Genomic DNA, 24796 nt, shown 5'->3' on the forward strand with positions numbered 1-24796 from the left:
GTGGTAGGGCTAAGGCTTCAATATGAGAGGACCAGACGATGCACGATGAATTCTCCGCCCAGGTGGATCCGCGCTGGCTGAAGCTGATGAGCTCGGCGCGGGACTGGCTGGCCGGCCCACTGGGCCAACTGCTGCTGGAGCAGGAGCGCGTGCTGATCGACGAGGAGCTCAAGCGCCACTTCGGCAGTTATCTGATCCATTACGGTCCGCACCCCGAGGCACCGGCCAATTGTGGTCAGCTCCGCCATGCGGTGCGTATAGGGCCGCCGCTGGGTGATGTGGACATCGTCTGCGAAGAGGGTGCCTGGCCCCTGGGGGAGCACGCGGCCGACGTGGTCCTGTTGCAGCACGGTCTGGACTTCTCCCTGGCGCCGCATCGGCTGTTGCGTGAAGCGGCACTGAGCGTGCGCCCGGGTGGGCACCTGGTGGTGGTGGGCATCAATCCCTGGAGTCTCTGGGGCGTGCGCCATTACCTAGCCCGGGATGCCCTGCGCAAGGCCCGTTGTTTCGGCCCCGGCCGGGTCGGCGACTGGCTGTCGGTGCTGGGCTTCGCGCTGGAGAAACGGCGCTTCGGGTGTTATCGTCCGCCGCTTTCATCCCCCAAGTGGCAGCAGCGGCTGGCCTGGATGGAGCAGGGTGAAGCCGAACCCAACTGCGAGCAGGCAGCGGGCGCGGGCTTCTATCTGCTGTCGGCGCGCAAGCTGATGTTCGGCCTGCGCCCCGTGCCCCAGGCGCGCAAGGAACCGCGCGGCAAGCTGGTGCCCATGCCGGTGGCCAAGATCAGCCGCCGCGAATCGAGTGAATCCAATGAGTGACGACATCGTCGAGGTCTTTACCGACGGCGCCTGCAAGGGCAATCCCGGCCCCGGTGGCTGGGGCGCCTTGCTGAAGTTCAAGGGTGCGGAGCGCGAGCTCTGGGGCGGCGAAGCCAACACCACTAACAATCGCATGGAGTTGATGGCGGCCATCCAGGCCCTGGCGGCGCTCAAGCGCCCCTGCCAGATCCGCCTGACCACCGACTCCGAGTACTTGATGAAGGGCATCACCCAGTGGCTGGTGAACTGGAAGAAGCGTGGCTGGCAGACCGCCGCGCGCCAGCCGGTGAAGAATGCCGAGTTGTGGCAGGCGCTGGATGAGCAGGTCCAGCGCCACCAGGTCGAGTGGCGCTGGGTGCGCGGCCACACCGGCCACCCCGAGAACGAGCGAGCCGACCAGTTGGCCAACCGCGGTGTCGACGACGTCCGGCAGGCCAAGCAGGCCGCCAGGGCGTAACCAGCCAAGAGGTTAGCGATGAGATACGTAGTTCTGGATACCGAAACCACCGGCATGCCGGTGACCGATGGCCATCGGGTCATCGAGATCGGCGGGGTCGAGGTCATCGGCCGGCGCCTGACCGGGCGGCATTTCCATGTCTACCTCAACCCGGATCGGCAGATCGACGAGGGCGCCATCGCGGTCCACGGCATCACCGATGAATACGTCGCCGACAAGCCGCGCTTCGCCGAGATCGCCGACAGCTTCTTCGAGTTCATCGAAGGCGCTGAGCTGGTCATCCACAACGCGCCTTTCGACGTGGGCTTCATCAACATGGAGTTCGCCCGGCTGGGTGTCCATCCCGAGCGCGCCGACATCTCCCAGCACTGCTCGGTGCTCGACACCCTGGTCATGGCTCGCGGCCGGCATCCCGGCCAGCGCAACAGCCTGGATGCCCTCTGCAAGCGCTACGGCGTAGACAATTCCAACCGCGAGCTGCATGGCGCCCTGCTGGACGCCGAGATCCTCGCGGACGTCTACCTGGCCATGACCGGTGGCCAGACCAGCCTGTCGCTGGCTGCCCACGGCCAGGAAGGCAATGGTGACGGCAATTACGTCATGCCGATCAGGCGGTTGCCGGCCGATCGCCCGCGGACCCGAGTGATCAGCGCGACCAGCACCGATCTCGATGCCCATGCGGCGCGCATGGCGGCCATCGAAAAGAGCTGCGGCCGGACCCCCCTTTGGCTGGCCGGCGCCGACGCCGAATAGCGCCTTTCAACGCTCGCCAGGCGCCCGCGCGGTCCATGAGCGGGCGTTCGCGTTCGTCTGAATAAGCTGAAAGACCTCACAATTTTCAGCTATTGTTCAACTAAGATGCTGCAGGCTGGTCATTTGAGCCCGCATGAAGCCTCGAATTTCGAATTGCGCGGAACTTTATTTGTTCCTCAAAATCATATGACGATTCGGAATTATCGCTTCGCTGTTGTGGATTTACAGGTCTAGCGTTCCAGAGCAAGGTTCTTTGGCGTGGCGAGTAGTCTCGTACCCGTCCGCCGGGAATGATTAGTGTGACCCGGTCAGGAAGACGCAGGTACCTAGGCTCCAGTTGGAATAGCAAGCCTTTTTTCCCGTTTTAAAATGGCGTTGGCGAGGTTGTAATGGCGCAGGAGGCGTAAGGCACCATGGTGACCGGAGCAAGAGCTTTGAGCTTGGTCCGCGAACAGCTGTTCGCGACCATCGAGGAAGCTGAATCCCATCTCGAGCGATTCATCGTCGAGCGGCACTGCAGCAGCCTGTTGCAGCGCGCGGTCGAGAGCATCGGCCAGATTCGTGGCGCCCTGACGCTGATAGAGCTGACCGGCGCCCAGTTGCTCGCCCATCAGACGTTGCAGATCGCCAACGACATTCCTGCCGGCGCCGGTGCCGAGCACGACGAGCACCTCATGGCGATCTGTCGTGGACTGCATGTGCTGCGCCGCTATCTCGAACAGCTGCGTAGCGGTCAGGACGAGATGCCCGAGCTGCTGCTGCCGGCGATCAATGCCCTGCGGCTCGCTGGCGGCGAACCCGAACTCCCGGAAAGCTATTTCTTCAGTGTCCGCCTCGATCAGCGTCCCCTGATCAGCGAGACCACCAGTCTTGGCGTGCGTGAGCGTCAGGCCCAGGCTCGCCGGATGCGCCAGATGTACCAGGCCGGCCTGCTGGGCTTCCTGCGCGACATCAATGGCGTGGCCAGCCTCAGACTCATGGCCAGGGCGCTGGAGCGCTCCGCGGCGCTGCTGCATGATCATGTCGGCGGCTACCTGCCCTGGGTCGCCGCGGCCACGGTCGAGGGCTTCGCCCAGGGCCGCCTGACGCCCACCCGTGAACGCAAGCAGTTGTTCGCCCGGGTCGATCGCGAGTTGCGCCAGATGCTGGGTAACGAGCTGCACGAGCCGGCCCGCAGCACCCTCAAGGAGCTGCTCTACCTGTTGGCGCTGGCCGGTGTCGAAGGCGCCCATCCGCAAGAGGTCATGAACGCCTACGGTTTCGAGCGACTCGGCTTTACCGATGCCCAGCTCGAAGCCGGCAAGAAGCGGCTCGCCGGTCCCGGTCATGCGGTGATGCATTCGCTGTCCGCGGCGATTCGCGAAGAGGTGGAGACGGTCAAGGACCTGATCGACCTCATCGAGGCCGAGCTGCGCGCTGGCGCCGAGCAGAATCGTCTGCCTCGCTCCGATAATTTCTCCCGGCTGTATGTCCAGGTCGGCCTGCTGGGCAAGACCCTGGAGATGGTCGGGCAGGAGAACGCCGGTCAGGTACTGCAGCAGTGCCTGCCCAACATCTCCCAGTTCCGCGACCGGACGGTCGTGCTGGAGGATCTCGCCCCCCTGGCCGATGCCCTGTTGCTGGTTGAAAGCCTGCTGGGCCAGCCCGAGGGGCAGGGCTCGCTGATCGACGTGCCGCTGGAAGCTGAGGGTGTCCAGGTCAGCGTCGCCAACTATCAGCTGGGCGAGGCCCAGGCGCTGCTGCATCGGGAGGCCTACAAGGGCCTGACCGACGCCAAGCGCGCCATTGGCGCCTTCCTCGATTCCCGTGGCGATACCCTGCACCTGGCCACCGTGCCGGCGCTGCTGGATACCGTCCGCGGTGCGCTGTTCTTTCTGGGTAACCCCCGTGCGGCCGAGCTGGTGCGGGCCTGTACCGGTTATATCCAGCGCTGCCTGATCGAAGGCGGCCAGGCCTGCGAGTCGGCGACCCTGGAAGTGCTGGCGGATGCCCTCAGCAGCATCGAGTTCTTTGTCGAAAGCGGTGGCACCGAGAGCCAGGACGGTACGCCGGAGATTCTCGATATCGCGGCGCAAAGCATTCGCGCCCTGGGCTGGACCTCGGCTGCGGCATGAGTGCCTGGCAGCCTGGCTGGTTCCAGACCGCCCAGCCCTCCGGTGGCTGGCTGGTCATCCACAGCGGCCAGGCGTTTCTGACCTCGGGCACCGACGTGCTCTTCGCCGTGGATGATCCGCGTGTCCAGGGCTTCGCGGGGGAGCGCCATGGGTTGGGGCTGTGGCAGGCACAGCCGGTCATGCTGCTCGAACTGGATGCGCCCGGGGATATCGACGGCTGCGTCTGGCAGCCCTTGCGGCCGCTGATGCTGCAATCGCCCCATGCGCTGTTCAAGTTGCTGGGCTACGCCAACCAGATCGGGACCTGGGCGCGGCAGCATCGCTTCTGCGGGCAGTGCGGTACCCGTACCTTCGCGCTCGACGGCCAGCGCGGCCTCAAGTGCCCGAATTGCCAGCTCACCCAGTATCCACGGCTGTCGCCGAGCATGATCGCCCTGGTCACGCGCGGCGATGAGGTGTTGCTCGCGCGATCGCCCCGTTTTGCCCCCGGGGTCTTCAGCACCCTGGCCGGCTTCGTCGAGCCGGGCGAGTCGGCCGAGGGCTGCGTGCACCGGGAGATCATGGAAGAGGTTGGCGTCTCGGTGACCAACCTGCGCTACCAGGGCAGCCAGAACTGGCCTTATCCGCATTCCCTGATGCTGGGTTACCACGTCGACTATCTGAGTGGCGACATCCGTTGCCAGCCGGACGAAATCGAAGACGCCCGCTGGTTCCATCTGCGCGAATTGCCGACGCTGCCGCCGGCCTTTTCCATCTCGCGCTTTCTGATCGATCGCTATCGCGTCGAGCGGCTAGGCGGCGCTGAACCAGTGCTGCCAGATTAGCTTGACGGTCAGCGCCAGCACGACGCAGATGAACACCGGGCGGATGAACTTGGCGCCGCCGGCGATGGCGCTGCGCGCGCCCAGATAGGCACCCAGGGTCAGCGACAGGCCCATGGTCAGCCCCAGGACCCAGAGCACCTGCCCCAGGGCGATGAACATCACCAGGGCGACGCCATTGCTGACGAAATTCATGGTGCGGGCCACGCCACTGGCCTTGAGCAGGTCCAGGGGATAGAGCAGCAGGCTGCTGACGGTCCAGAAGGCGCCCGTGCCCGGTCCGAACAGGCCGTCGTAGGCACCCAGCGCCAGGCCCTGGGGCCATTGGCGCCGCTGCGGCACGGGCGCGTCGCTGAGCACCGGCGCCTTGGGCGTACCGCCGAACAGCAGATAGAGGGCGCAGCTGAACACCACGACCGGCAGCAGCTGGTTGAGGAAGTCCGCGGAGAGATGGTGGGCGACCAGGGCGCCGATCCCCGCACCGATGGCGGTCGCCACCAGGGCATGCCGCCACTGACGGGGATGGAACAGCTTGCGTCGATAGAAGGTGTAGGCGGCGGTGGCGCTGCCAAAGGTGGAGCTGAGCTTGTTGGTGCCGATCGCCAGATGAGGCGGCACACCGGCCATCAGCAGGGCCGGCACCGTGAGCAGACCACCACCGCCGGCGATGGCGTCGATGTAACCGGCCAGAAAGGCGACCCCCGCCAGTAGTGTCAGGGTCATGGGGTCCAGGGCGAATTCGAGCATGGGGTAGGGCGCCAGATGGAACGGGGGCGCCATCATGCATCAGACGCGCAGCCGTCACCACCTGTCGCCGCCCTCGGTCAGTCCAGCGCGGGGAAGGGCAGCCCGACGTAGTTTTCCGCGATGGTCGTGCGGCCCGCTCTGGAATCGAGCAGCGCCTGGAGTTCGGCGTCCTGCACCCGCTGAGTGAAGGCGTCGGTATCCGGAAAGCGGTGCAGGGCGGTGGTCATCCACCAGGAAAAGCGCACCGCCGCCCAGATGCGTTTCAGGCAAAGCGTCGAATAGCGTTCGAGGCAGGCGGCATCGCCGGTGCGATAGGCCTGCTCCAGCAGCAGGTGCAGATTGCGCACGTCGCCCAGGGCAAGGTTCAGCCCCTTGGCGCCAGTGGGCGGCACGATATGGGCGGCATCGCCGACCAGGAACAGGCGGCCGTACTGCATGGGCTCGACCACATAGCTGCGCAGCGGGGCGATGCTCTTTTCCAGGGAGGGGCCGGTCACCAGCTGGGCTGCTGTCTCGGCCGGCAACCGTGCCTTGAGCTCTGCCCAGAAGCGCTCGTCCGACCAGTTCTCCACCGAGTCCCCGGCTTCCACCTGCAGGTAATAGCGGCTGCGGGTCGCGGACCTCATGCTGCACAGGGCGAAGCCGCGGGGGTGGTTGACGTAGATGAGTTCGTCGGCGGCGGGCGGGGTATCGCTCAGCAGTCCCAGCCAGCCGAAGGGATAGACCCGCTCGTATTCGGTGAGCACACCATCAGGGATGCTGCGGCGCGAGACGCCATGGAAGCCGTCGCAGCCGGCGATGTAGTCGCAGTCGATGCGCAGGATCTCCCCGGCGATCTGGCAGGTGACATGGGGGCGCTCGCCCTTGAGTTCGTGGGGCTGGACGTCGCTGGCCTGGTAGAGGGTAGGGGCGCCGCTGGCTTCGCGGGCCGCCATCAGGTCGCGGGTCACCTCGGTCTGGCCATAGACGGTAACGCAGCGTCCGCCCAGCAGATCGTTCAGGTCCAGTCGCTCGCGCTGGCCATGGATGGCGAATTCGACACCCTCGTGTACCTGGCCTTCCTGTTCCAGCCGCTCGGCGACGCCGGCCTGGCGCAGCAGATCGACCGTGCCCTGTTCGAGCACGCCGGCGCGGATACGGCTGAGCACGTGATCGGCGCTCTGGCGCTCGACAATGACGTTGTCGATGCCCGACCGGGTGAGCAGTTGACCCAGCAGCAGCCCGGAAGGGCCCGCGCCGATAATGACGACTTGGGTACGCATGGAGTCTGTCCTCTTGTCTGGCGTGAGCGCCGTCTTGTTATAGGGCTCCGGTATTTTTGGACGATTTCCGCAGGTATCGGCAGGGACCTTTCCAACACTTTCTGGTACTTTTCGATGATTCGTGCGGCTATCGCCCAGGGACTGACGATGACCAAGGCCTTTCCACCCATCTTCAAGCTGTATGGCGAGGCCCAGGCCTGGCCGGCGCCGGATCTGCTGCATTGCGAGACCATCGAGAGTCGCAGTCGTCTGCATGCCTGGCATATAGATACCCATCGCCACGCGGATCTCGCGCAACTGCTCTATGTGCGGACCGGTGGGGTACGTCTGCATTTGGAAGACTGGCAGGGAGAAAGGCGCGGACCGCTGCTGGTGGTGCTGCCGGTGCTGTGCGTCCATGCCTTCGAATTCGATCCGGCGGTCGAAGGCTTCGTCATTACCCTGCCGGTACCCCAGGTGGAGCGGCTGAAGCAGCGCTGCCAGAGAGCCGGGCAGGGGTTGTTCCTTGGTGCCGAGTGCCTGCACCTGGCCGGGCCGGATGCCCTCTGGATCGATCAGTTGATCGGCCAACTGGTCGCTGAATACGAGGGGCACAAGCCGGGTCGCGAGACAGTGCTCGAGGCCCTGCTCGACAGCCTGGCGATCTGGCTGTTGCGGCAACACCGCCATGAGCAGGGCGTGGTCTTGCCGCGGCGTGCCGAACAGCACCTGGGTCGTTTCCTGGCGCTGGTCGAGCAGCATTATCGCGAGCACTGGAGTCTGGGTCGCTACGCGACGGCGCTCGGTATTTCAGGGGTACACCTGAACGGTCTGTGTCGGCAGCTGGCCGGGGCCTCGGCGCTGGCCATCGTGCACCAGCGCCTGCTGCTGGAGGCGCGCCGCACCCTGAGCTACACCCAGGCGTCGGTGGGCGAGATCGCCGATGCCCTGGGCTTCGCCGATCCGGCCTACTTCGCGCGTTTCTTTCGCCGCGGCACCGGGCAGAGCCCGCTCAATTATCGGCGTCTGGCGGGCCAGCAACGGCAGGGCTGACGGCTGCCAGGGTTTCGCCGACCCGCGCAGCCAGGGCGTCGAGGTTGAAGGGCTTGGTGATCAGCGTCATGCCGGGGTCGAGATAGCCGTCCAGATGCGCCCCCTCGGCATAGCCGGTGGCGAACAGTACCTTGAGGCCAGGCCGGCGCTGCCGCGCGATCTCGGCCAGCTGGCGACCGTTCATGCCCGGTAGGCCGACGTCGGACAGCAGCAGATCGATGGGCCGTCCGCTTTCGAGCAATGGCAGGGCGCCACGGGCGTCTTCGGCCTGCAGGGTGGCGTAGCCCAGCTCCCGCAGCAGATCCACCACCATTTGCCGGACCACGGGATCGTCCTCCACCACCAGCACGGTCTTGCCCGCGCCCTGGGGCGTGACGGTGGGCGCCGTCAGCCGGGGCGGCTCGACATCGGCGCCTAGGTAGCGGGGCAGATAGAGGCCGACGGTCGTACCCTTGCCGGGCAGGGAGTCGAGTCGGACATGGCCCTTGGACTGCTTGGCGTAGCCGTAGATCATCGACAGCCCCAGGCCGGTCCCCTGACCGATGGGCTTGGTGGTGAAGAAGGGATCGAAGGCGCGGGCCATGACCTCGGGCGGCATCCCGGTACCATCGTCCGCCACCAGCAGCGCCACATAGTCGCCGGCACTCACGGCGTCCAGGCCGTTGCCGCTGTCGGTCAGATAGACATTGCGGGTCTCGATGCGGATGGTGCCACCGTGGGGCAGGGCATCGCGGGCATTGATGACCAGGTTGAGCAGGGCGCTTTCCAGCTGGTGCGCATCGGTCAGTGCCTGCCAGACATCCTCGTCCAGGTCGAGGACCAGGGCGATGTCGCCGCGCAGACTGCGCAGCAGCAGCTCCTCCATGGAGCGCACACTGTCATTGACATGGATGGGCTGCAGATCCAGCGCCTGGCGCCGGGAAAAGGCCAGCAGGCGCTGGGTAAGGGCGGCCGCGCGCTGGGCCGAGGTCAGCGCCGAATGCAGATACTGGTCGAACTTGTCCTGCCGGCCGGCCTTCTGGTGCCGCTGCAGCATGTCGAGGCTGCCCATGATGCCGGTCAGCAGGTTGTTGAAGTCATGGGCGATACCCCCGGTCAGCTGGCCCACGGCTTCCATCTTCTGCGCCTGGCGCAGCTGTTCCTGCAGCTCCTGCTGCTCGGTGACGTCACGCCCTACCGCGTAGATCAGATCGTCCTCGGCACTGGCGGTCCAGTCGAGGATGCGATAGCTGCCATCACGACCGCGCAGGCGGGCCCGGAGATTGGCCGAGCCCTGCTGGCGGCCCAGGCAGCGCAGGGTATCGAAGACCTGGCGCTGATCGTCCGGATGGATCAGTTCGGTGAGCTGGACGGTCGCCAGGTCGGTTTCGCGTCGTCCCAGCAGGCGGGTGGCGGCGCTGTTCACCGTCTTCACCTCGCCATCGGCGCGGCAGATCACCATGAGGTCATGGCTGATACGCCACATCCGGTCACGTTCGCGGGTGCGCAGCTCGATCTGCTGTTCCAGCTCCTGGCGCGAGCGGGTTAAGACCTCTCGCGCATCGACGATGCTCTGGATGTCGGTGCAGGTGCCGAACCACTGCTCGATACGCCCCTTGGCGTCGCGCACCGGCTGGGCTCGACCGAGCACCCAGCGGTAACGGCCCGAGCGGTGCCGCAGGCGGTATTCGATATGGTAGGGCTCGCCGGTGCTGAGGCTATGGTGCCAGACCTTCCAGGTGCGCTCCTGGTCGTCGGGATGGAAGACGTTGGCCCAGCCTTCTCCCTCCGTGGAGCCTTCCGGCACCCCGGTGAATTCGTACCAGCGATTGTTGAAATAGAAGTGGTGGCCATCGGGGCGGGTGGCCCAGACCATCTGGTCGATGGAGTTGATGATGGCGCGCAGTTGCGCCTCGTTGCGGGCCAGCTCCTGGGCCTGGCGGCGGTGACCACTGATGTCGATGAAGAGGACCGCGAAACGGTCGCCCGGCAGCTTGTGGGCGCGCACCTCGTACCAGTGTTCGTGCTGCAGGTGCAGCAGGATATCGAACTGGGTGAATTCGGCATCGCCGTTCATGAAGTCGACATAGGCGGGCAGCAGATCGGCTTCCAGCTGCGGCAGGGATTCGCGCAGCGTCCGCCCCAGGACCTGATCCAGGGGAATGCCGGTGAGGGTGGCGAAGACCGGATTGACCTCTAGGAAACGGAAGTCCTCCATCCGGCCAGCGGCATCGCGAATCGCCTGGGCCATGTAGAAGCCCTCGCGCATGCCGTGATACAGCTCCTGCAGCCAGAGATCGCGCTCGGTGATGGCGGCTTCGTTGAGCTTGCGCTCGGTGATGTCGTAGCACACGCCCAGGTAGCGGTCGCTGCCCTGGCTGGTCATCAGTTGGCCGCGTCGACCGAGCCAGCGCTCCTCGCCGGTGTCGGCCCGGCGGATGCGGTATTCAAGGTAGTCGAGGGCGTCGTCGTCCGGCGCGGCGGTCAGGGTTCGCAGGCTGCCGACATCGTCGGGATGCAGCTGGCGGACCAGCTCGTCCAGAGAATAGCTGCGCCTTACCGGTAATCCCCATAGCTCGCAGAACCCCGAGGACACCAGCAGTCGGGCCTCTCCGGGCAGCAATTCGAAGGTGCCGACGCGACCGACGTCCTGGGCCAGGCGTACCCGCTCCTCGGCCATCAGCTGTTCGGTGCGGTCCTGCAGCACATGCACGAAGCCGAGCACGGCATCGGCGTCCTTCAGCGCCGTGGTGGCGATCTCCACCCAGCGCGGCGTACCGCCCTGGACCGTGATCCAGCCGGCGCCCTGGCCATGCTCGGCGACCAGCGCCTGATGCTGGGCGGTGGTTAGGAAAGCGACATCCCGATCGGCCGCCAGCAGATTGGCGAAGCGCTGGCCCCGGGCTTCGCTGGCCGGCCAGCCACACAGCAGTTCGGCACCCCGATTCCAGCGCTCGATGCACCCGTGGTGGTCGGTGATGACCAGGGCGTGGGACGTCAACTGCAAAAGCGCCTGCTGTTCGAGCAGAGAGATCGACATGCGGAGATTCCATTCAGCGAGCGGGCGTGTGGCTAGCGTTTCCTAGGCTTCGATACCCTCGCTCAGCTGGACGTTCAAACTGCGCAGGGCATTCCAGTACTCAGGATAGGTCTTGCCGACGCATTCGGGGTCCAGAATACGGATGCCTGTCACTTTCAGGCCCGCCAGGGCGAAGCACATGGCGATCCGGTGGTCGGCGTGGGTCTCGATCACGGCGTCGGTCCGGGTACCGGCCAGAGCAGGGTCCGCGGCTACTAGCAGGTCGTCACCCTCGACGCTGGCAAGGCCGGCGCGAATGGCATTGAGGCCGTCGTGCAGCGCCGCGACCCGGTCGCATTCCTTGACCCGCAGGTTGGCCAGGCCGACGAAGCGCACCGGTGTCTCGTTGAAGGCCGCCAGAACGGCGAGGGTAGGGATGGCATCCTGCATCTGCGAGCCGTCGATGACCGCCGCCAGCCGGGGAAAGGCGGCGATATGGTCGAGGGCCTTGGCATCGGGCTGGGTGAAGGCGTCGTCGGCCACGCCCAGATCGATGGCGCCGCCGGTCAGGGCCTGGGCCGCCCAGAGATAGGTGGCGGCGGAGGCATCCGGCTCGATGAAGTAGTCCCGGGCGACATAGCCGGTCGGGGCGACTCGCCAGGTGGCGGCGTCCAGCTGCTCGACCTGGGCACCGAAGGCGCGCATCGCCGCGACGGTCAGGTCGACATAACCACGGGCGCCGATGTCGCTGCCGCGCAGGGCGACGTCCACCGGTTCGCTACCCAGTGCGGCCAGTATCAGCAGGGCGGAGACGTACTGGCTGGAGAGACCGGCATCCACCTCGAAGCGGCGAGCGGTGAGGCGGCCCTGGCCGGTGACGGTCACCGGCGGGCAGCCGCTGGGAGCGTCCACCTGGATGCCATTGGCCGTCAGGGTTTCCAGCAGGGGACCGATTGGGCGCTTTTGCATATAGGCGTCTCCGGTTAGGGTCACGGCGCCCTCGACGGTCGCCACCGCAGCGGTCAGGAAGCGTACCGCCGTACCAGCGTTGCCGAGGAACAGCGGCTGGGCCGGCTGCCGCAGGCGACCGGAGCTAGTCACCACGAAGGTGGTGGCATCGGGCTCGTCGACGGTGACACCCATCTGCCGCAGCGCCTCGGACATGTGCCGGGTGTCATCGCTCTTGAGGGCGCCGGTCAGGCGACTGGTGCCCTTGGCCAGCGCGGCCAGGAGCAGCGCCCGATTGGTGATGGACTTGGAACCGGGCGGGGCGATCCTTCCGTGCAGCGCGACGTTGGGCGGGGTGACGGTGATAAAGGGTCTGGCGGACATGGAGGCTCCAAGCAACTTCGCGACGGCCGTGACGGCGGTTCGTAACAGGGGCGCCATGATGCCATTTCAGGACGCCAGGCCAAAGTGCTGTTAGTTAATACCACCCCTATAGGGCGTGGGGGATCCACCTGGTACTCCTCTTGTCATCAACAGGTCATCAAGGCGGGGTAGTGCTAGCGGTTTTCCAGCAGAGGCCTATGCCATGTCCCTTCCTTGTCCTGATCGTCGTCGTGTCCTGCAAGGCCTGGGTGCTTCGCTCCTGTTACCGGCCCTCGGTCGAAGAGCCTGGGCCGCGCCGGCTGGACGTCCAGGAGTACCCGACGGTATCCAGGCCGGGGATGTCACCGACGGCCGCGCACTGATCTGGAGTCGCACGGACCGGCCGGCCCGGTTGCTGGTGGAGTGGGATACCCAGGAGAGCTTTCGCTCACCACGCAAGGTAGCTGGTGCCGTCACCACGGCCGCGCAGGACTACACGGCGCGTATCGACCTTGCCGGATTGCCCGCCGATCAGCACATCTTCTACCGCGTCCGCTTCGAGGATCTGGACAGTGGTGCGCTCAGCGAAGCGGTTGCCGGTCACCTGCGCTCGGCGCCGAGCCAGCGCGGCGATATCCGTTTCGTCTGGGGCGGCGACACCGTGGGGCAGGGCTTTGGCATCAATCCCGATATCGGCGGCATGCGCATCTACAACGCCATGCGCGAGCGGCGACCGGACTTCTTCCTGCACAGTGGCGACACCATCTATGCGGACGGACCGGTGCCGGCGCAGATGACCGTGGAGGAAGGGCGCATCTGGCGCAATATCACCACCGAGGCCAAGAGCAAGGTGGCGGAAACCCTGGATGAATTCCGCGGCAACTATCGCTACAACCTGATGGATGACCATCTGAAGCGATTCAATGCCGAAGTCCCACAGGTGTGGCAATGGGACGACCACGAGACCACCAACAACTGGTCGCCGAGCAAGACGCTGGACGAGCGCTACCAGGTCAAGGACATCAATGTCCTGAGTGGTCGGGCTCGCCAGGCGTTCCTGGAATACGCGCCCATGCGCGGAGTCTCGGCTGACGGGGCAGGGCGCATCTACCGCCGAATCGCCTACGGGCCCCTGCTGGACGTCTTCGTGCTGGACATGCGCAGCTATCGAGCCGGCAACGACAGCAACCTGGGTGTCGAGGAGGACGGTCAGGGCGCCTTCCTCGGTCAGGAGCAACTCGACTGGCTGAAGAAGGCGCTACAAACGTCCACGGCGACCTGGAAGGTCATCGCGGCCGATATGCCCATCGGGCTACAGGTCCCGGATGGCAAGGATGCGCAGGGGCAGGCACGCTGGGAGGCCATCGCCAATGGCGATCCGGGCGCCCCCAAGGGGCGAGAGCTGGAAACGGCGGACCTGTTGAGATTCATCGCGAGGCAGGGGATCCACAATACCGTCTGGCTCACCGCTGACGTGCACTACTGCGCCGCGCATCACTATCACCCGGACAGGGCAGCGTTCCAGGATTTCGAACCCTTCTGGGAATTCGTGGCAGGCCCGCTCAATGCAGGCAGCTTCGGGCCCAATCCACTGGACGCCACCTTCGGTCCCGAAGTGGTGTTCCAGAAGGCACCGCCCCAGGCCAACACCTCGCCTTTGAGTAACTTCCAATTCTTCGGCGAGGTCGAGATCGACGGGAAGACCGCCGAGCTACAGGTCACCTTGAGAGATCAGGACGGCCGACCGCAATTCACCCAGAAATTGCAATCCATCTAGATTAATACCACCCCTATAGTAAGATCATTACCGAGTCAACCCTCTGCAAAGTAATCAACAAGGAGGGTGAAGTTCGTGCAAATGCTACAATCTGGTAGATATCAGGCTGGAGTTGGCTATGCACGAAGACATCAAGAGCGCGTTCGAGGACCTCAAGCGGAGCATCGCAACCTTCAATGAGCGCTGGCCCAGCAAGGTGATAGCCGCCCGGGTCTGGCGGCTGCCATTGCTGGCGCAACAGCGGGTACCTGACCACATCGCGGCGGAGTCCTTCGAGGGTACCGCCGCGGTGGAGCTTACCCGTGATGCCTTGCTGGCCTTCCACCTGCAACCTGGCCAGGCACCGGGTACCGTCAGTCGACTGCCAGGCTATATCGCCCTCGCCGAACCCCTGATGGAGGAGATCCTGGCCATCAACACCTGCAAGGCGGACTTCAGCGCGGCGATCGAACAGACGCGCCTGGAGCTGGAGCTGGCACCCGAGGCGCGGCCGCGTATCATGCGCAAGGCGTTGGGCGGTGCCTTCAATACCAAGCAGCTGATCCGCAAGGTGCATGGCTTTCCCGATCCGGTCCGGCAGCTGACCTTTACCTGGGCCGGCCATACCGCCGGAGGAGAGCGGGTCAAGGTGTCCAAGGTACGCGAGCAACTCAAGACCCTCGCCATGGCCCGCGCCGATCGGGAGCGGATCGTCCTGGATCGCACGCCGGAATGGCAGGAGCACCAGGCACTCAATCGCATGGCGGATGACGACATCCTGGTCCGGCACAAGAAGATCGCCCCGCATCCAAGGGCGATGCTCTGGTTCGGCGAGGAGAGTCGCTATGACGCCATGATCCACGCCAACCTGCCGGTCTTCGTGGTACCGGCCCAGGACGGCATGCAGGTCGTCGACCTGCGCGATTTCGACCGTACCCAGCGCGGGGCGCTGAGACCCGACATCAAGCCGCGTCGCGAGGTGCTGGCCACGCGACTGCTGTACCTGCCCACCGACAACCCGGAACGACCTGTCGCCCAGCGTAACAACGAGGCGACGCTCAAGCGTTCGACCTACAGCCGCTGAGCGCCGCTGACGTTACCGAGCGGGTGGATGTCGTAACCAGATCCTTCACTGCCGAGTGAAAAGGTAACGAAATCCTCCGCAACAGGTGTCCCCATGCCAGGCTCGAATCAATCAAACCTAGCCATTTCAATGACTTATGAATGTTGGCACGGCGAGTGCTTTATTACTGGCACAAGAACAACAAGATGCGCCGCTAACCGCCCACAACAAGAACAAGACGGCCAAGGCTCGCGAACCGATCATTTTGGAACGCTCCAGAGCAACCAAAGTAATCTGTTCACTTCCCACCTCCTTGGTGGGGCGTACTAAAGATCGATGACGTTGATGTCCGACAACAAAAACAAGAGGACAGCAGACGTACTTGAACAGGGGAGCCTCCGGGCTCCCTTTTTTCATGCCTGCAAGAAAGTCGCTAGAGGGCAGGAGGGGCTCCCTGACAGCACGCTTTACCGTCCGGCTTTGGCGCATCTCGCGTCCTTGATCTATCGTGTGCGCAGCCCATCCGCCACGGATAACCGTCATGACCCTTGCGAAGACCCTGCCTGCCCGCTGGCTGAACGAGCCGAAGCGCTGGTCCGACACGGATGGCCTGCTGCACATCAGCACGGATCGCGACACCGACTTCTGGCAGAAGACCCAATACGGCTTCGAGCGTGATAGCGGACATTTCCGCGGTTACACGGCCGGAGCGGACTTCACCGCCCAGGTGCGGATCACCGGGACCTTTGCCGAACTCTATGACCAGGCCGGCCTGATGGTGAGGCAGGGCCGCGAGCAGTGGTGCAAGACCGGGCTCGAGATCAACGATGGCATCGCCCATCTGGGCAGTGTCCTCACCCTGGGGCATTCCGACTGGGCCCTCGGCCCCATGCCAGATGCCTTGCGCGGCTTCTGGCTGCGCATGACACTGCACGACGAGGTACTGCGCCTCCAGTATTCCCTGGATGGCGTGACCTGGCCGCTGTTGCGGCTGTGCCGGTTCGCGAGCGAAGAGGGCGCGGACTTGCAGGTCGGCCCCTATTGCTGCTCGCCGCAGCGCGAGGGCCTGGAGGTCAGCTTTGCCGACCTGAAGATCGGGCCGGCGATCATCAAGGAGCTGCATGACCTGAGCTGACCGCGCGGCGATCAGCTCATCCAGTTGCCGCCGTCGACGTTGTAGGTCTGGGCGACCACGAAATCGCTCTCGCTGGACGCCAGGAACAGCGCCATGCCGACCAGGTCCTCCGCGGTTCCCATGCGGCCGTAGGGTACGGCTTCGCCTACCAGGCGCTTCTTCTCGCCCAGCGGCCGTTGCTCGTAATGGGCGAAGAGGGCGTCCACACCTTGCCAATGCTCGCCGTCGACCACGCCGGGGGCGATGGCATTGACGTTGATGCGGTGCTTGATGAGGTCGAGGCCGGCCGACTGGGTCAGGCTGATGACCGCGGCCTTGGTCGCGCAATAGACGGCAACCAGGGCTTCGCCGCGACGCCCGGCCTGGCTGGCCATGTTGATGATCTTGCCGCCATGACCCTGGGCGATCATCTGCCGGGCAGCGGCCTGCAGGGTGAACAGGGGCCCGGCCAGGTTGATGGCGAACAGCCGGTCATAGCTTTCCCGGGAGATCTCGACGATGGGTGCCAGATCGAACAGGGCGGCATTGTTGACCAGGATGTCAAGCTTGCCGGCGGTAGCGACCACCTGGGCGATGGCCGTGTCGATGGACGCCTGGTCGGTGACGTCCATGGCCAGGGCGTAGGCGTGCTCGCCCAGTTCCTCGGCCGTTTCGCGGGCTCTTTCGATATTGATGTCGGCGATGGCCACCGTTGCGCCTTCCCTGAGGTAGGCCTGGGCGAAGGCCTTGCCGATACCGCGCGCGGCGCCGGTGATCAGGGCGCTTTTTCCTTCCAGTCTGTTCATGGTCTTGGCTCCAATCGAGAGACTGACCGCGCGGTGCAGCGCGCGGTCATGCCTTGGGTAAAGGGACGTTACTTGAGATAGCCCGCGCGTTTCATTTCGCGGGTCGTCGAGGTCTGGGCCGCGTTGAGGGCCTGCTCGACGCTCATCTGGCCGGTGAGGGCGGCGGAGAACAGCTTGCCGACCGAGGTGCCGATGGCCTGGAACTCGGGAATGGTCACGTACTGGATGCCGACATAGGGCACCGGCTTGGCCGAGGGATGGGCAGGGTCCGCGTGCTGCATCATCTCCAGGGTGATCTTGGCGAAGGGCGCGGCACTCAGGTAGGCCTGGCTGTAGGTGGACTGGCGGGTGCCCGGCGGGACGTTGGCGATGCCGTCCCGGTCGGCCACCAGCTGGATGTATTCCCTGGAGGTCGCCCAGGTGATGAAGGTCTTGGCAGCCTCCTTGTGCTTGGCGCTCGCCGGAATCGCCAGCGACCAGGCATACAGCCAGGACGAGCCCTTGTCGGTGACCTCATGGGGCGAGGCGGCGAAGCCGACCTCATCGGCCACCTTGCTCTGGCTCTTGTCGGTGGTGAAGGAGCCGGCGACGCTGGCATCTACCCAGAGCGCGCATTTGCCGCTGTTGAACAGGGCCAGGTTTTCGTTGAAGCCGTTGCTGGAAGCCCCGGGCGAGCCGTACTTCTTCATGTTGTCGACGTAGAAATTGGCCGCTGCCGTCCACTCGGGACTGGTCAGTTCGGGCTGCCATTGCTCATCGAACCAGCGCGCGCCAAAGGCGTTGCCCATCAGGCTGAGCAACGCGACGTTTTCACCCCAGCCGGCCTTGCCTCTCAGGCAGAGACCATATTGCTCCTTGTCCGGCTGGTTGAGCTGGCTGGCGAATTCGGCGAGTTGCGACCAGGTCGGCTTGTCGGGCATCTGCAGGCCGGCGGCCTTGAACAGGTCCTTGCGGTAGTAGGTGACGGTGCTTTCACCGTAGAACGGCAGGGCATAGAGATGGTTGTTGACCGACAGCCCCTGGCGGACCGCCGGGAAGATGTCTTCGACGTCATAGCTGGCAGGCAGATTGTCGAGCGGCTCCAGCCAGTTCTTGGCACCCCAGAGCGGTGTTTCGTAGGTGCCGATGGTCAGGACATCGAATTGGCCACCACCGGTGGTGATGTCGGTGGTCAGCCGCTGCCGCAGCACGTTTTCTTCGAGCACCACCCAGTTGAGCTTGATATCGGGGTGCTGTTTTTCGAAGACCTGGGACAGGCGCTGCATGCGCACCATGTCGCTGTTGTTGACGGTGGCAACGGTGACCGATTCGACGGCCTGGGCAACACCGGTCAGTCCGAGACCGGCCAACAGCAGCAACGCGATAGGGCGCTTCATCTTCTTCTCTCCATGACTGCCACGGCGGGCAGCTTGTTGTTGTTATGAATGGCTGGCGGCCGATATAAATCTGATCTCGACAGAGCAGCTGGAGAGGATTACAACAGCAGGGCCAAGCCGCTGGCTAACCTGGCATTGACCAGTTGCCGATACATTTTTGACCTGGATCGCTCAGCGCGCCGAAGTCAAAAAAGCATCGATAGCTAGGCTGATGGGTGCGGTCTCACCAGAACGAGCAGAGGTACACCATGAAGGCGACCGCCTTCCTCGAGGCGCGGCCAGCAGAGCTGGAAGTGATCCTCGCCGCGCCCGATCAGAGCTTTCGCTGGTACGAGCACGACTATCCCTACGCCTTGGCGCGCTGGAATCATCACCCCGAATACGAGATCCACCTGATCCGCCAGGGCAGCGGACGACTGCTGGCCGGCGACTATGTCGGGCCCTTTGCGGCAGGTCACGTGGCCATGATCGGGCCGGATCTGCCGCACGACTGGATCGGTGATCTGCCGCCCGGCGAGGTGCTCGCCGGCCGCGATGTGGTCATCCAGTTCAATGGTGACTTGCTGCGCTCGCTGAGCGCTGTGGCACCGGAGCTGGGCGATTATCTGCCGCTGCTGGAACAGGCCCGACGCGGTCTGGAATTCAAGGGCGATACGGCCCTGCAGGCGGCTGCATTAATCGAGGCGATGGGCCAGGCCCAGGGCGCCGGGCGCCTGCTCACGCTGTTCGCCTTGCTGGGCTTGCTGTCCCGGGCGCCGGGAAGCGAAAGGATTGTCCTGGCCAGTGCCTGTTATGCGCCGGCGCTGGATGCCCGCAGTGCCGCACGGGTGCATCAGGCCTTCGACTATCTGCTGAGCGAACTCACCGAGGATATCCGGCTGCCGGTGATCGCCAATCGCGTCGGCATGAGCGAGGCGGGTTTTTCACGCTTCTTCAAGAAGGTCACCGGCCACGGCTTCATCGAATTGGCGCGCAAGCTGCGCATCCAGCGGGCCTGTCGTCTGCTGCGGCAGGCGGAGCTGTCCATTGCCACCATCTGTTTCGAGGTGGGCTATTCCAATCTGTCCAATTTCAACCGGCATTTTCGTAACGAGACCGGACAGACACCCAGCCAGTATCGCCAGGAGCAGATCGGGACGCGGCGTCAGCAGTCGCCTGGGTAAGGGCGGGTGAGGGTGGTTATGCCCTGCCAGGACCTTATGGAGGTAGGCGCACCTGACGCTGGCGCGCCAGATACGCCAAGCGGAGCCTTATTCCGCGCTGGACGGCTTGGCCCAGAGGTTGATGTCGCCTTCGGCCGCATGGGTATCGATCTCGGCCAGTTCCTCCGCGGTAAAGGTCAGGTTGTCCAGGGCTGCCACGTTTTCCACGATCTGCTCGGGCCGACTGGCGCCGATCAGGGCGCTGGTGATGCGCGGATCGCGCAGGGTCCAGGCCAGGGCCAGCTGCGCCAGGCTCTGGCCGCGGCGCTTGGCGATGGCATCCAGGGCGCGTACTCGCGCCAGGTTCTCGTCGGACAGATGACCTTGCTGCAGCGACTGGCCACCGGGCTGATTGACCCGGGCTTCGGCTGGAACGCCATTGAGGTACTTGTCGGTCAGCAACCCCTGGGCCAGGGGCGTAAAGGCGATCACGCCACTGCCGATTTCCTCGGTCGCGTCTAGCAGATCCTTTTCGATCCAGCGATTGAGCAGGTTGTAGGCCGGCTGATGGATCAATAGCGGGATCTTCCAGTCGGCCAGCAATTTGGCCATTTCCCGGGTCTTGGTCCCCGAATAGGAGCTGATGCCGATATAGAGCGCCTTGCCTTGCTGGACCGCCGTGGCCAGGGCACTGGCGGTTTCTTCCAGCGGCGTATGTTCGTCGAAACGATGCGAATAGAAGATATCGACGTAATCCAGGCCCAGACGCTTGAGACTCTGATCCAGGCTGGCCAGGACGTATTTGCGCGAGCCGCCACCTTGGCCATAGGGGCCGGGCCACATGTCCCAGCCGGCCTTGCTGGAGATGATGAGTTCGTCGCGGTAGGCCGCGAAGTCTTCGCGCAGCAGCCGACCGAAATTGATCTCGGCGCTGCCATAGGGCGGCCCGTAATTGTTGGCCAGGTCGAAGTGATTGATGCCCAGATCGAAGGCGGTGCGCAGCAAGGCGCGCTGACGATCCAGCGGCGTGGTATCGCCGAAGTTGTGCCAGAGGCCCAGCGACAGCGCCGGCAGCACGAGACCGCTGCGACCCACGCGGCGGTAAGGAATACGGTCATAGCGATCGGAAGCGGCTTGATAAGCCATTCAAAACTCCTCGGGATGGAATACTTGTTGGAAACCCAGGACATTCGCGCGTGGTGCCACAGTCAAAGGCGCGACAACCGGAAAGAACTCCGGGAACGGACGCCATCCGATTAAAGCTGTCGATGGCGTCTTGTACAAACGGGCGCTGCGGAATTTGCGGTACAGGTGTGCGGTAAGCGGCGATCTGAATCCCTGGAGCCGTAATGTCAGGCAAACTGACAAGGTCGTAGCGAATTGGAGAAAGCCGCCAATTGGAGAAAGCCGCCAGCGTGAAAAGGCAGACGCCCGGTGCTGCACTCCATAACCATGACTTCGCATAATGTATATTATGTTAAATTAGATATGGACTTAGGCTGATCTCCGCCCTTTGCCATCCCATCCTGCCTTTAGCGTTCTCTCCAATCCCGTCACCAGATTCGACTCTCACGTCCCTACCCTGTGGCTGTCGATCAACCTCGTAACGGCGTCGATCAGAAATTTCGTTGCTGCAGGCGTCTTGGCCTTTCTCCACCGTTTGCTGGGTGACGATCCTGAAGACGCGTCGGTTACGAACGACGTCTCCAGGATCTCTCAGCGGATCATTCACATGCCAACGAGTCCCTAGCTCGCCAACAGCTGCTCCAATCGCTGCAGGCGTTCCCGGTACACACGTCGTGCGGCCAGCGCGTCTTCCAGGGTTACCGCCACGAACCGGGCTTTCTGATTCGGCTGCAGCTGGCCGATCAGATCCAGGTCGCTGCTGATGACCGTGCCGATCATGGCGTAACCGCCGCCAGACACCGCGTCTCGGTGCAGGACGATGGGTTCGAGGCCCGCCGGTACCTGGATCGAGCCGATGGGATAACAGCTGTCGACGATATTGGACGGATCCGAGCCGGCGCCAAAGGGTTGTTCGCGCGGCGTGAAGGCCAGCGGCCGGCCGCCCTTGAATCTATAGCCGATGCGATCGGCTTCGGAGCCCACCGTCCAGGTATCGGCGAAAAAGGCTTCGGCGGCCTCCGCGGTCAGGCGGTGATGGTAGAGACCCGGCACGACACGCAGGACCACCTCGCCACCGCAAGCCGGCACCAGATCGCCTGGCAACCGGACTCCAGGCCTGGCGCCTGTCGCCGGGGTTCCAACAGTCAGTTCGTCACCCGCGGCCAGCCTTCGACCCTGGAAACCACCCAGGCTGCCCAGGGTGTACGTCGAGCGACTGCCCAGTACCTCGGGCACGGCGAAGCCGCCAGCCACGGCCAGATAGCCACGGGCACCGGCCTTGAGGTAATCGAACTTGAGCACCTGGCCGGCGCGTACGCTGAAGGCTTCGTCCAGAGGCATCTCGGCGCCGTCCAGGCGTGGCGTCATGCGCGCGCCGCTCAGGGCGACCAAGGCGTCTTCGGCAAAGTGCAGCTCCGGGCCGAGCAAGGTGCATTCCAGGGCGGCGGCGCCGGGTGCATTGCCCACCAGCAGATTGCCCGCGCGCAAGGCATAGCTGTCCATGGCACCCGACGGCGGAATGCCCAGGTGGTAGTAGCCTTCGCGACCGAGATCCTGGATCGAGGTGGCCAGGCCGGGTTTGAGTACCTTGATCATGCCGGCTCCTCCATCAGGGTGCGCGGATAGCCACGGGGATCGTCGAGGAAGGCGTCCAGGGAAAAGTCCACCGGCCGGATATTCAGGGTGAAGCTACCCTCCTCTACCTCTGCCAGCATCCGGTCGTACTCGGCGCGGTCGATGGCGCGGAAGCGGACGATATCTCCAGGACGGAAGAACACCATGTGCTCCTGCAGGTAGTCGAGGCGCTGCGCCGGATCGTAGATGGGCGCCGGCGTCACGCCGAACATCTGGTAGCCGCCGGCGCCCCGTACCGAATAGATGCAGCCGAAGCAGCCGCCGTGGCCGAGGGTCTGCCTGGGTGTGTCGGTGCGGGGTCGCAGGTACTTGGGGACCTGCAGCTGCCGCTCGGACTCCACCATCTGGAACATGAACGGCAATCCGGCGACGAAACCCACCATGGAAACGAACCAGGGCGCGCCGCTGTGGGCGGCGATGAAGGCCTCGACGTCGGCCAGGCCGTTGATGCGCGCGGCGTATTCCAGATCGGTGGCGGTCGGATCCTGGTGGCGATCGCGAAAGCGCATCAGCGTCTCGTGGGTCCAGGGATCGTTGTAGAGCACCGGGATTTCGATCATCCGCGTGGCCAGCTGGCGCTCGGCCACCGCCTGGTCTTCCACGCCCTGGACCGCGGCCAGGAGCCGGTCGGGCGGCAGGACGTCCGGATCGAAACGGATCTGGAAGGAGGCATTGGCCAGGCAGATGTCGTGGATGCCGGGCAACTGCAGCGCCTGCACCGCGCAGGTCATGGCCAGGCCACGGAAAAACGCCTCCAGGGACATGCTTTCGGACAGTTCGACGAACAGGTGCTCGTCGCCGCCGAAGCTATAGCGGATCGCGGTCGTCATGCGGAAATCTCCTCGGCCAACCAGTGTTCCAGGGTACCGGTGTCGAAGCGCGCTTCGATCACCCAGGGCTCGTCCAGCAGGCGGCGATGCAGACTGGCGGTGGTGGCCATGCCGCTCAGACGCAATTCGTCCAGCGCCTGGCGGGCACGGGCCAGGGCCTCGCCGCGATCGGCGCCATGGGCGATGAGCTTGGCCAGCAGCGAGTCGTAGTAAGGGGGCACCCGATAGCCCGCGTAGAGATGACTGTCGACGCGGATGCCCGGGCCCTGCGGCCAGGCGAGCTGCTCGACCGTCCCCGGGCTGGGAAAGAAGTTGCGCGCCGGATCTTCGGCGTTGAGTCTCAGCTCGATGGCGGCGCCCTGCAGAGGGATGTCTTCCTGGCGCAGCCCCAGGGGTTCACCCCCGGCGATGCGCAGCATGGCCTGGACCAGATCGATACCGGTGACCATCTCGGAGACCGGGTGCTCGACCTGGATGCGGGTGTTCATCTCGATGAAGAAGAATTCGCCGCGGGCTTCATCGAAGAGGTACTCCAGGGTCCCCGCGCCGCGATAGCCGAGGCTTTCGGCCAGGCGTACCGCGCTGGCGCAGAGCGTCTCGCGCTGGGCAGCGCTCAGCACCGGCGATGGCGCTTCTTCCAGGAGCTTCTGGCGGCGCCGCTGCAACGAGCATTCGCGCTCGAACAGATGCACGGCGCGCTGGCCATCGCCAAGGATCTGCACCTCTATATGACGAGCGCGCTCGATGAAGCGCTCCAGATAGAGGGCGCCGCTGCCAAAGGCGGTCTGGGCTTCACGCTGGGCGATGGGAAATTCCCGCGCCAGCTCGGCGGCGTCGCGCGCCAGGCGGATGCCCCGGCCGCCTCCCCCGGCCGATGCCTTGATCAGCAGCGGATAGCCCACCGTCTCGGCTGCCGCTATGGCTGCCTCTATATCGACCGGTTCGCTGGCAGAGCCCGGTACCACCGGGACGCCAGCCGCCAGCGCGGTACGTCGGGCCTCGGCCTTGTCGCCCATGCGGCGGATGATGTCACCCGAAGGGCCGACGAAGACGGCACCCGCCTCCTCCACTGCATCGGCAAAGGCAGCGTTCTCGGCCAGAAAGCCATAGCCGGGATGCACCGCATCGGCGCCGCTGTCTCGCAAGGCCTTGAGCAGCGCTTCTATATTGAGGTAGCTGCGATCCGCGCGCGCCGGGCCGATCACCACCACGGCATCGGCCTGGCGCGCCGCCAGCGAATCCTGGTCGGCCTCGCTGCAGGCCAGCACCGTCTGGATGTCCAGCGCCTTGGCGGCGCGCAGGATACGGACGGCGATCTCGCCACGGTTGGCCACCAGCAGACGGCGGATACCGCCCCCTGCCGTATTCACGAGGCGGCTCCGCTCAGGGTGGCCAGCAACTGACCCGGCTCGACCGGATCGCCGTCCTCCACCGCGAAGGCCGTCAGGGTCCCGTCCACCTCGGCATGGACCTCGGAGAATTGCTTCATTACCTCGACCAGGCCGATCACCGTGCCGGCGGTGACGGTTTCCCCGATATCCACATAGGGCGCCGCATCGGGCGTGGGCTTGCGATAGAACGTTCCGGGCAAGGGCGAGAGCACCGAATGTTCGGCCATGACGATTCCTCTTCTAGGCAA

21 protein-coding genes are annotated in these 24796 nt (G+C 64.8%); 10 read left to right on the plus strand and 11 right to left on the minus strand.

Annotation, left to right across the window (positions count from 1 at the left end; translation table 11 throughout):
• Positions 1 to 38 precede the first annotated feature (38 nt).
• The 5 genes from PVZ77_RS09630 (at position 39) to nudC (ending at position 4963) form a co-directional block, all read left to right on the plus strand.
• Positions 39 to 815: a methyltransferase domain-containing protein gene (locus PVZ77_RS09630; RefSeq protein ID WP_273807345.1), complete on the plus strand. Its 777-nt coding sequence runs from the start codon at positions 39 to 41 to the stop codon at positions 813 to 815.
• Complete coding sequence (gene rnhA / locus PVZ77_RS09635; protein ID WP_273807346.1) at positions 808 to 1272, plus strand: ribonuclease HI; 465 nt, start codon at positions 808 to 810, stop codon at positions 1270 to 1272. Before PVZ77_RS09630 ends, rnhA begins: the two co-directional genes overlap by 8 nt.
• A gap of 18 nt (positions 1273 to 1290) precedes the next feature.
• Positions 1291 to 2025 carry a DNA polymerase III subunit epsilon gene (gene dnaQ / locus PVZ77_RS09640; protein WP_273807347.1) on the plus strand — a complete coding sequence of 245 codons (735 nt, stop codon included), beginning with the start codon at positions 1291 to 1293 and terminating at the stop codon, positions 2023 to 2025.
• A gap of 434 nt (positions 2026 to 2459) precedes the next feature.
• Positions 2460 to 4139 carry a ferrous iron transporter B gene (locus tag PVZ77_RS09645; RefSeq protein WP_273807348.1) on the plus strand — a complete coding sequence of 560 codons (1680 nt, stop codon included), beginning with the start codon at positions 2460 to 2462 and terminating at the stop codon, positions 4137 to 4139.
• Positions 4136 to 4963 (plus strand): NAD(+) diphosphatase, encoded by an 828-nt coding sequence (nudC, locus tag PVZ77_RS09650; protein ID WP_273807349.1) that lies wholly within the window; start codon positions 4136 to 4138, stop codon positions 4961 to 4963. The genes PVZ77_RS09645 and nudC overlap by 4 nt, the downstream gene beginning before the upstream one ends.
• On the opposite strand, the gene PVZ77_RS09655 is transcribed toward nudC, so the two are convergent.
• Positions 4931 to 5707, minus strand: coding sequence for a TSUP family transporter (locus PVZ77_RS09655; protein ID WP_273807522.1), 777 nt, complete (start codon positions 5705 to 5707; stop codon positions 4931 to 4933). The genes nudC and PVZ77_RS09655 overlap by 33 nt on opposite strands.
• 77 nt (positions 5708 to 5784) lie before the next feature.
• Positions 5785 to 6969 (minus strand): 4-hydroxybenzoate 3-monooxygenase, encoded by a 1185-nt coding sequence (gene pobA, locus PVZ77_RS09660; RefSeq protein ID WP_273807350.1) that lies wholly within the window; start codon positions 6967 to 6969, stop codon positions 5785 to 5787.
• Positions 6970 to 7083: 114 nt separating this feature from the next.
• On the opposite strand from pobA, the gene PVZ77_RS09665 reads away from it, so the two are divergent.
• Positions 7084 to 8001: a helix-turn-helix domain-containing protein gene (locus PVZ77_RS09665; protein ID WP_273807351.1), complete on the plus strand. Its 918-nt coding sequence runs from the start codon at positions 7084 to 7086 to the stop codon at positions 7999 to 8001.
• Here the strand turns inward: PVZ77_RS09665 and PVZ77_RS09670 are convergent.
• Both PVZ77_RS09670 and PVZ77_RS09675 read right to left on the minus strand, forming a co-directional pair.
• On the minus strand, positions 7961 to 11020 hold the full coding sequence (locus tag PVZ77_RS09670) for a PAS domain S-box protein (protein WP_273807352.1): 3060 nt from the start codon (positions 11018 to 11020) through the stop codon (positions 7961 to 7963). The genes PVZ77_RS09665 and PVZ77_RS09670 overlap by 41 nt on opposite strands.
• A 42-nt stretch (positions 11021 to 11062) precedes the next feature.
• Positions 11063 to 12331, minus strand: a complete 1269-nt coding sequence (locus tag PVZ77_RS09675) for a 3-phosphoshikimate 1-carboxyvinyltransferase (protein ID WP_273807353.1) — start codon at positions 12329 to 12331, stop codon at positions 11063 to 11065.
• 202 nt (positions 12332 to 12533) lie between these two features.
• On the opposite strand from PVZ77_RS09675, the gene PVZ77_RS09680 reads away from it, so the two are divergent.
• The 3 genes from PVZ77_RS09680 to PVZ77_RS09690 all read left to right on the plus strand — a co-directional run bounded on the left by PVZ77_RS09680 (position 12534) and on the right by PVZ77_RS09690 (position 16264).
• Positions 12534 to 14087, plus strand: coding sequence for an alkaline phosphatase D family protein (locus PVZ77_RS09680; protein WP_273807354.1), 1554 nt, complete (start codon positions 12534 to 12536; stop codon positions 14085 to 14087).
• Between the two features lie 118 nt (positions 14088 to 14205).
• Positions 14206 to 15150, plus strand: coding sequence for a DNA replication terminus site-binding protein (locus tag PVZ77_RS09685; protein ID WP_273807355.1), 945 nt, complete (start codon positions 14206 to 14208; stop codon positions 15148 to 15150).
• Between the two features lie 520 nt (positions 15151 to 15670).
• Positions 15671 to 16264: a DUF1349 domain-containing protein gene (locus PVZ77_RS09690; protein ID WP_273807356.1), complete on the plus strand. Its 594-nt coding sequence runs from the start codon at positions 15671 to 15673 to the stop codon at positions 16262 to 16264.
• A gap of 11 nt (positions 16265 to 16275) precedes the next feature.
• Here PVZ77_RS09690 and PVZ77_RS09695 read toward each other — a convergent pair whose 3' ends face one another.
• Positions 16276 to 17049, minus strand: a complete 774-nt coding sequence (locus PVZ77_RS09695; protein WP_273807357.1) for an L-iditol 2-dehydrogenase — start codon at positions 17047 to 17049, stop codon at positions 16276 to 16278.
• A 68-nt stretch (positions 17050 to 17117) separates the two neighbouring features.
• Positions 17118 to 18425 carry an ABC transporter substrate-binding protein gene (locus PVZ77_RS09700; protein ID WP_273807358.1) on the minus strand — a complete coding sequence of 436 codons (1308 nt, stop codon included), beginning with the start codon at positions 18423 to 18425 and terminating at the stop codon, positions 17118 to 17120.
• Positions 18426 to 18673: 248 nt separating this feature from the next.
• Between PVZ77_RS09700 and PVZ77_RS09705 the strand changes: the two genes are divergently transcribed.
• Positions 18674 to 19588, plus strand: coding sequence for an AraC family transcriptional regulator (locus PVZ77_RS09705; RefSeq protein ID WP_273807359.1), 915 nt, complete (start codon positions 18674 to 18676; stop codon positions 19586 to 19588).
• Positions 19589 to 19675: 87 nt separating this feature from the next.
• Here the strand turns inward: PVZ77_RS09705 and mgrA are convergent, their stop codons facing one another.
• The 5 genes from mgrA to PVZ77_RS09730 all read right to left on the minus strand — a co-directional run bounded on the left by mgrA (position 19676) and on the right by PVZ77_RS09730 (position 24775).
• On the minus strand, positions 19676 to 20713 hold the full coding sequence (mgrA, locus tag PVZ77_RS09710) for an L-glyceraldehyde 3-phosphate reductase (protein WP_273807360.1): 1038 nt from the start codon (positions 20711 to 20713) through the stop codon (positions 19676 to 19678).
• A 600-nt stretch (positions 20714 to 21313) separates the two neighbouring features.
• Positions 21314 to 22288: a biotin-dependent carboxyltransferase family protein gene (locus PVZ77_RS09715; RefSeq protein ID WP_273807361.1), complete on the minus strand. Its 975-nt coding sequence runs from the start codon at positions 22286 to 22288 to the stop codon at positions 21314 to 21316.
• Positions 22285 to 23157: a 5-oxoprolinase subunit B family protein gene (locus tag PVZ77_RS09720; protein WP_273807362.1), complete on the minus strand. Its 873-nt coding sequence runs from the start codon at positions 23155 to 23157 to the stop codon at positions 22285 to 22287. The genes PVZ77_RS09715 and PVZ77_RS09720 overlap by 4 nt, the downstream gene beginning before the upstream one ends.
• Positions 23154 to 24527 (minus strand): acetyl-CoA carboxylase biotin carboxylase subunit, encoded by a 1374-nt coding sequence (locus PVZ77_RS09725; RefSeq protein WP_273807363.1) that lies wholly within the window; start codon positions 24525 to 24527, stop codon positions 23154 to 23156. The genes PVZ77_RS09720 and PVZ77_RS09725 overlap by 4 nt, the downstream gene beginning before the upstream one ends.
• Positions 24524 to 24775, minus strand: coding sequence for an acetyl-CoA carboxylase (locus PVZ77_RS09730; RefSeq protein ID WP_273807364.1), 252 nt, complete (start codon positions 24773 to 24775; stop codon positions 24524 to 24526). The genes PVZ77_RS09725 and PVZ77_RS09730 overlap by 4 nt, the downstream gene beginning before the upstream one ends.
• Positions 24776 to 24796 lie beyond the last annotated feature (21 nt).

This window comes from Pseudomonas sp. SHLD1 (assembly GCF_028640935.1).
GTDB lineage: Bacteria > Pseudomonadota > Gammaproteobacteria > Pseudomonadales > Pseudomonadaceae > Chryseomonas > Chryseomonas aestiva.

Bases quoted from the DNA above. Each gene is read 5' to 3' on its own strand.
- PVZ77_RS09630 (WP_273807345.1), top strand. From the start codon at position 39: ATGCACGATGAATTCTCCGCCCAGGTGGATCCGCGCTGGCTGAAGCTG.
- rnhA (WP_273807346.1), top strand. From the start codon at position 808: ATGAGTGACGACATCGTCGAGGTCTTTACCGACGGCGCCTGCAAGGGC.
- dnaQ (WP_273807347.1), top strand. From the start codon at position 1,291: ATGAGATACGTAGTTCTGGATACCGAAACCACCGGCATGCCGGTGACC.
- nudC (WP_273807349.1), top strand. From the start codon at position 4,136: ATGAGTGCCTGGCAGCCTGGCTGGTTCCAGACCGCCCAGCCCTCCGGT.
- PVZ77_RS09655 (WP_273807522.1), bottom strand. From the start codon at position 5,707: ATGCTCGAATTCGCCCTGGACCCCATGACCCTGACACTACTGGCGGGG.
- pobA (WP_273807350.1), bottom strand. From the start codon at position 6,969: ATGCGTACCCAAGTCGTCATTATCGGCGCGGGCCCTTCCGGGCTGCTG.
- PVZ77_RS09665 (WP_273807351.1), top strand. From the start codon at position 7,084: ATGATTCGTGCGGCTATCGCCCAGGGACTGACGATGACCAAGGCCTTT.
- PVZ77_RS09670 (WP_273807352.1), bottom strand. From the start codon at position 11,020: ATGTCGATCTCTCTGCTCGAACAGCAGGCGCTTTTGCAGTTGACGTCC.
- PVZ77_RS09675 (WP_273807353.1), bottom strand. From the start codon at position 12,331: ATGTCCGCCAGACCCTTTATCACCGTCACCCCGCCCAACGTCGCGCTG.
- PVZ77_RS09680 (WP_273807354.1), top strand. From the start codon at position 12,534: ATGTCCCTTCCTTGTCCTGATCGTCGTCGTGTCCTGCAAGGCCTGGGT.
- PVZ77_RS09685 (WP_273807355.1), top strand. From the start codon at position 14,206: ATGCACGAAGACATCAAGAGCGCGTTCGAGGACCTCAAGCGGAGCATC.
- PVZ77_RS09690 (WP_273807356.1), top strand. From the start codon at position 15,671: ATGACCCTTGCGAAGACCCTGCCTGCCCGCTGGCTGAACGAGCCGAAG.
- PVZ77_RS09695 (WP_273807357.1), bottom strand. From the start codon at position 17,049: ATGAACAGACTGGAAGGAAAAAGCGCCCTGATCACCGGCGCCGCGCGC.
- PVZ77_RS09700 (WP_273807358.1), bottom strand. From the start codon at position 18,425: ATGAAGCGCCCTATCGCGTTGCTGCTGTTGGCCGGTCTCGGACTGACC.
- PVZ77_RS09705 (WP_273807359.1), top strand. From the start codon at position 18,674: ATGAAGGCGACCGCCTTCCTCGAGGCGCGGCCAGCAGAGCTGGAAGTG.
- mgrA (WP_273807360.1), bottom strand. From the start codon at position 20,713: ATGGCTTATCAAGCCGCTTCCGATCGCTATGACCGTATTCCTTACCGC.
- PVZ77_RS09715 (WP_273807361.1), bottom strand. From the start codon at position 22,288: ATGATCAAGGTACTCAAACCCGGCCTGGCCACCTCGATCCAGGATCTC.
- PVZ77_RS09720 (WP_273807362.1), bottom strand. From the start codon at position 23,157: ATGACGACCGCGATCCGCTATAGCTTCGGCGGCGACGAGCACCTGTTC.
- PVZ77_RS09730 (WP_273807364.1), bottom strand. From the start codon at position 24,775: ATGGCCGAACATTCGGTGCTCTCGCCCTTGCCCGGAACGTTCTATCGC.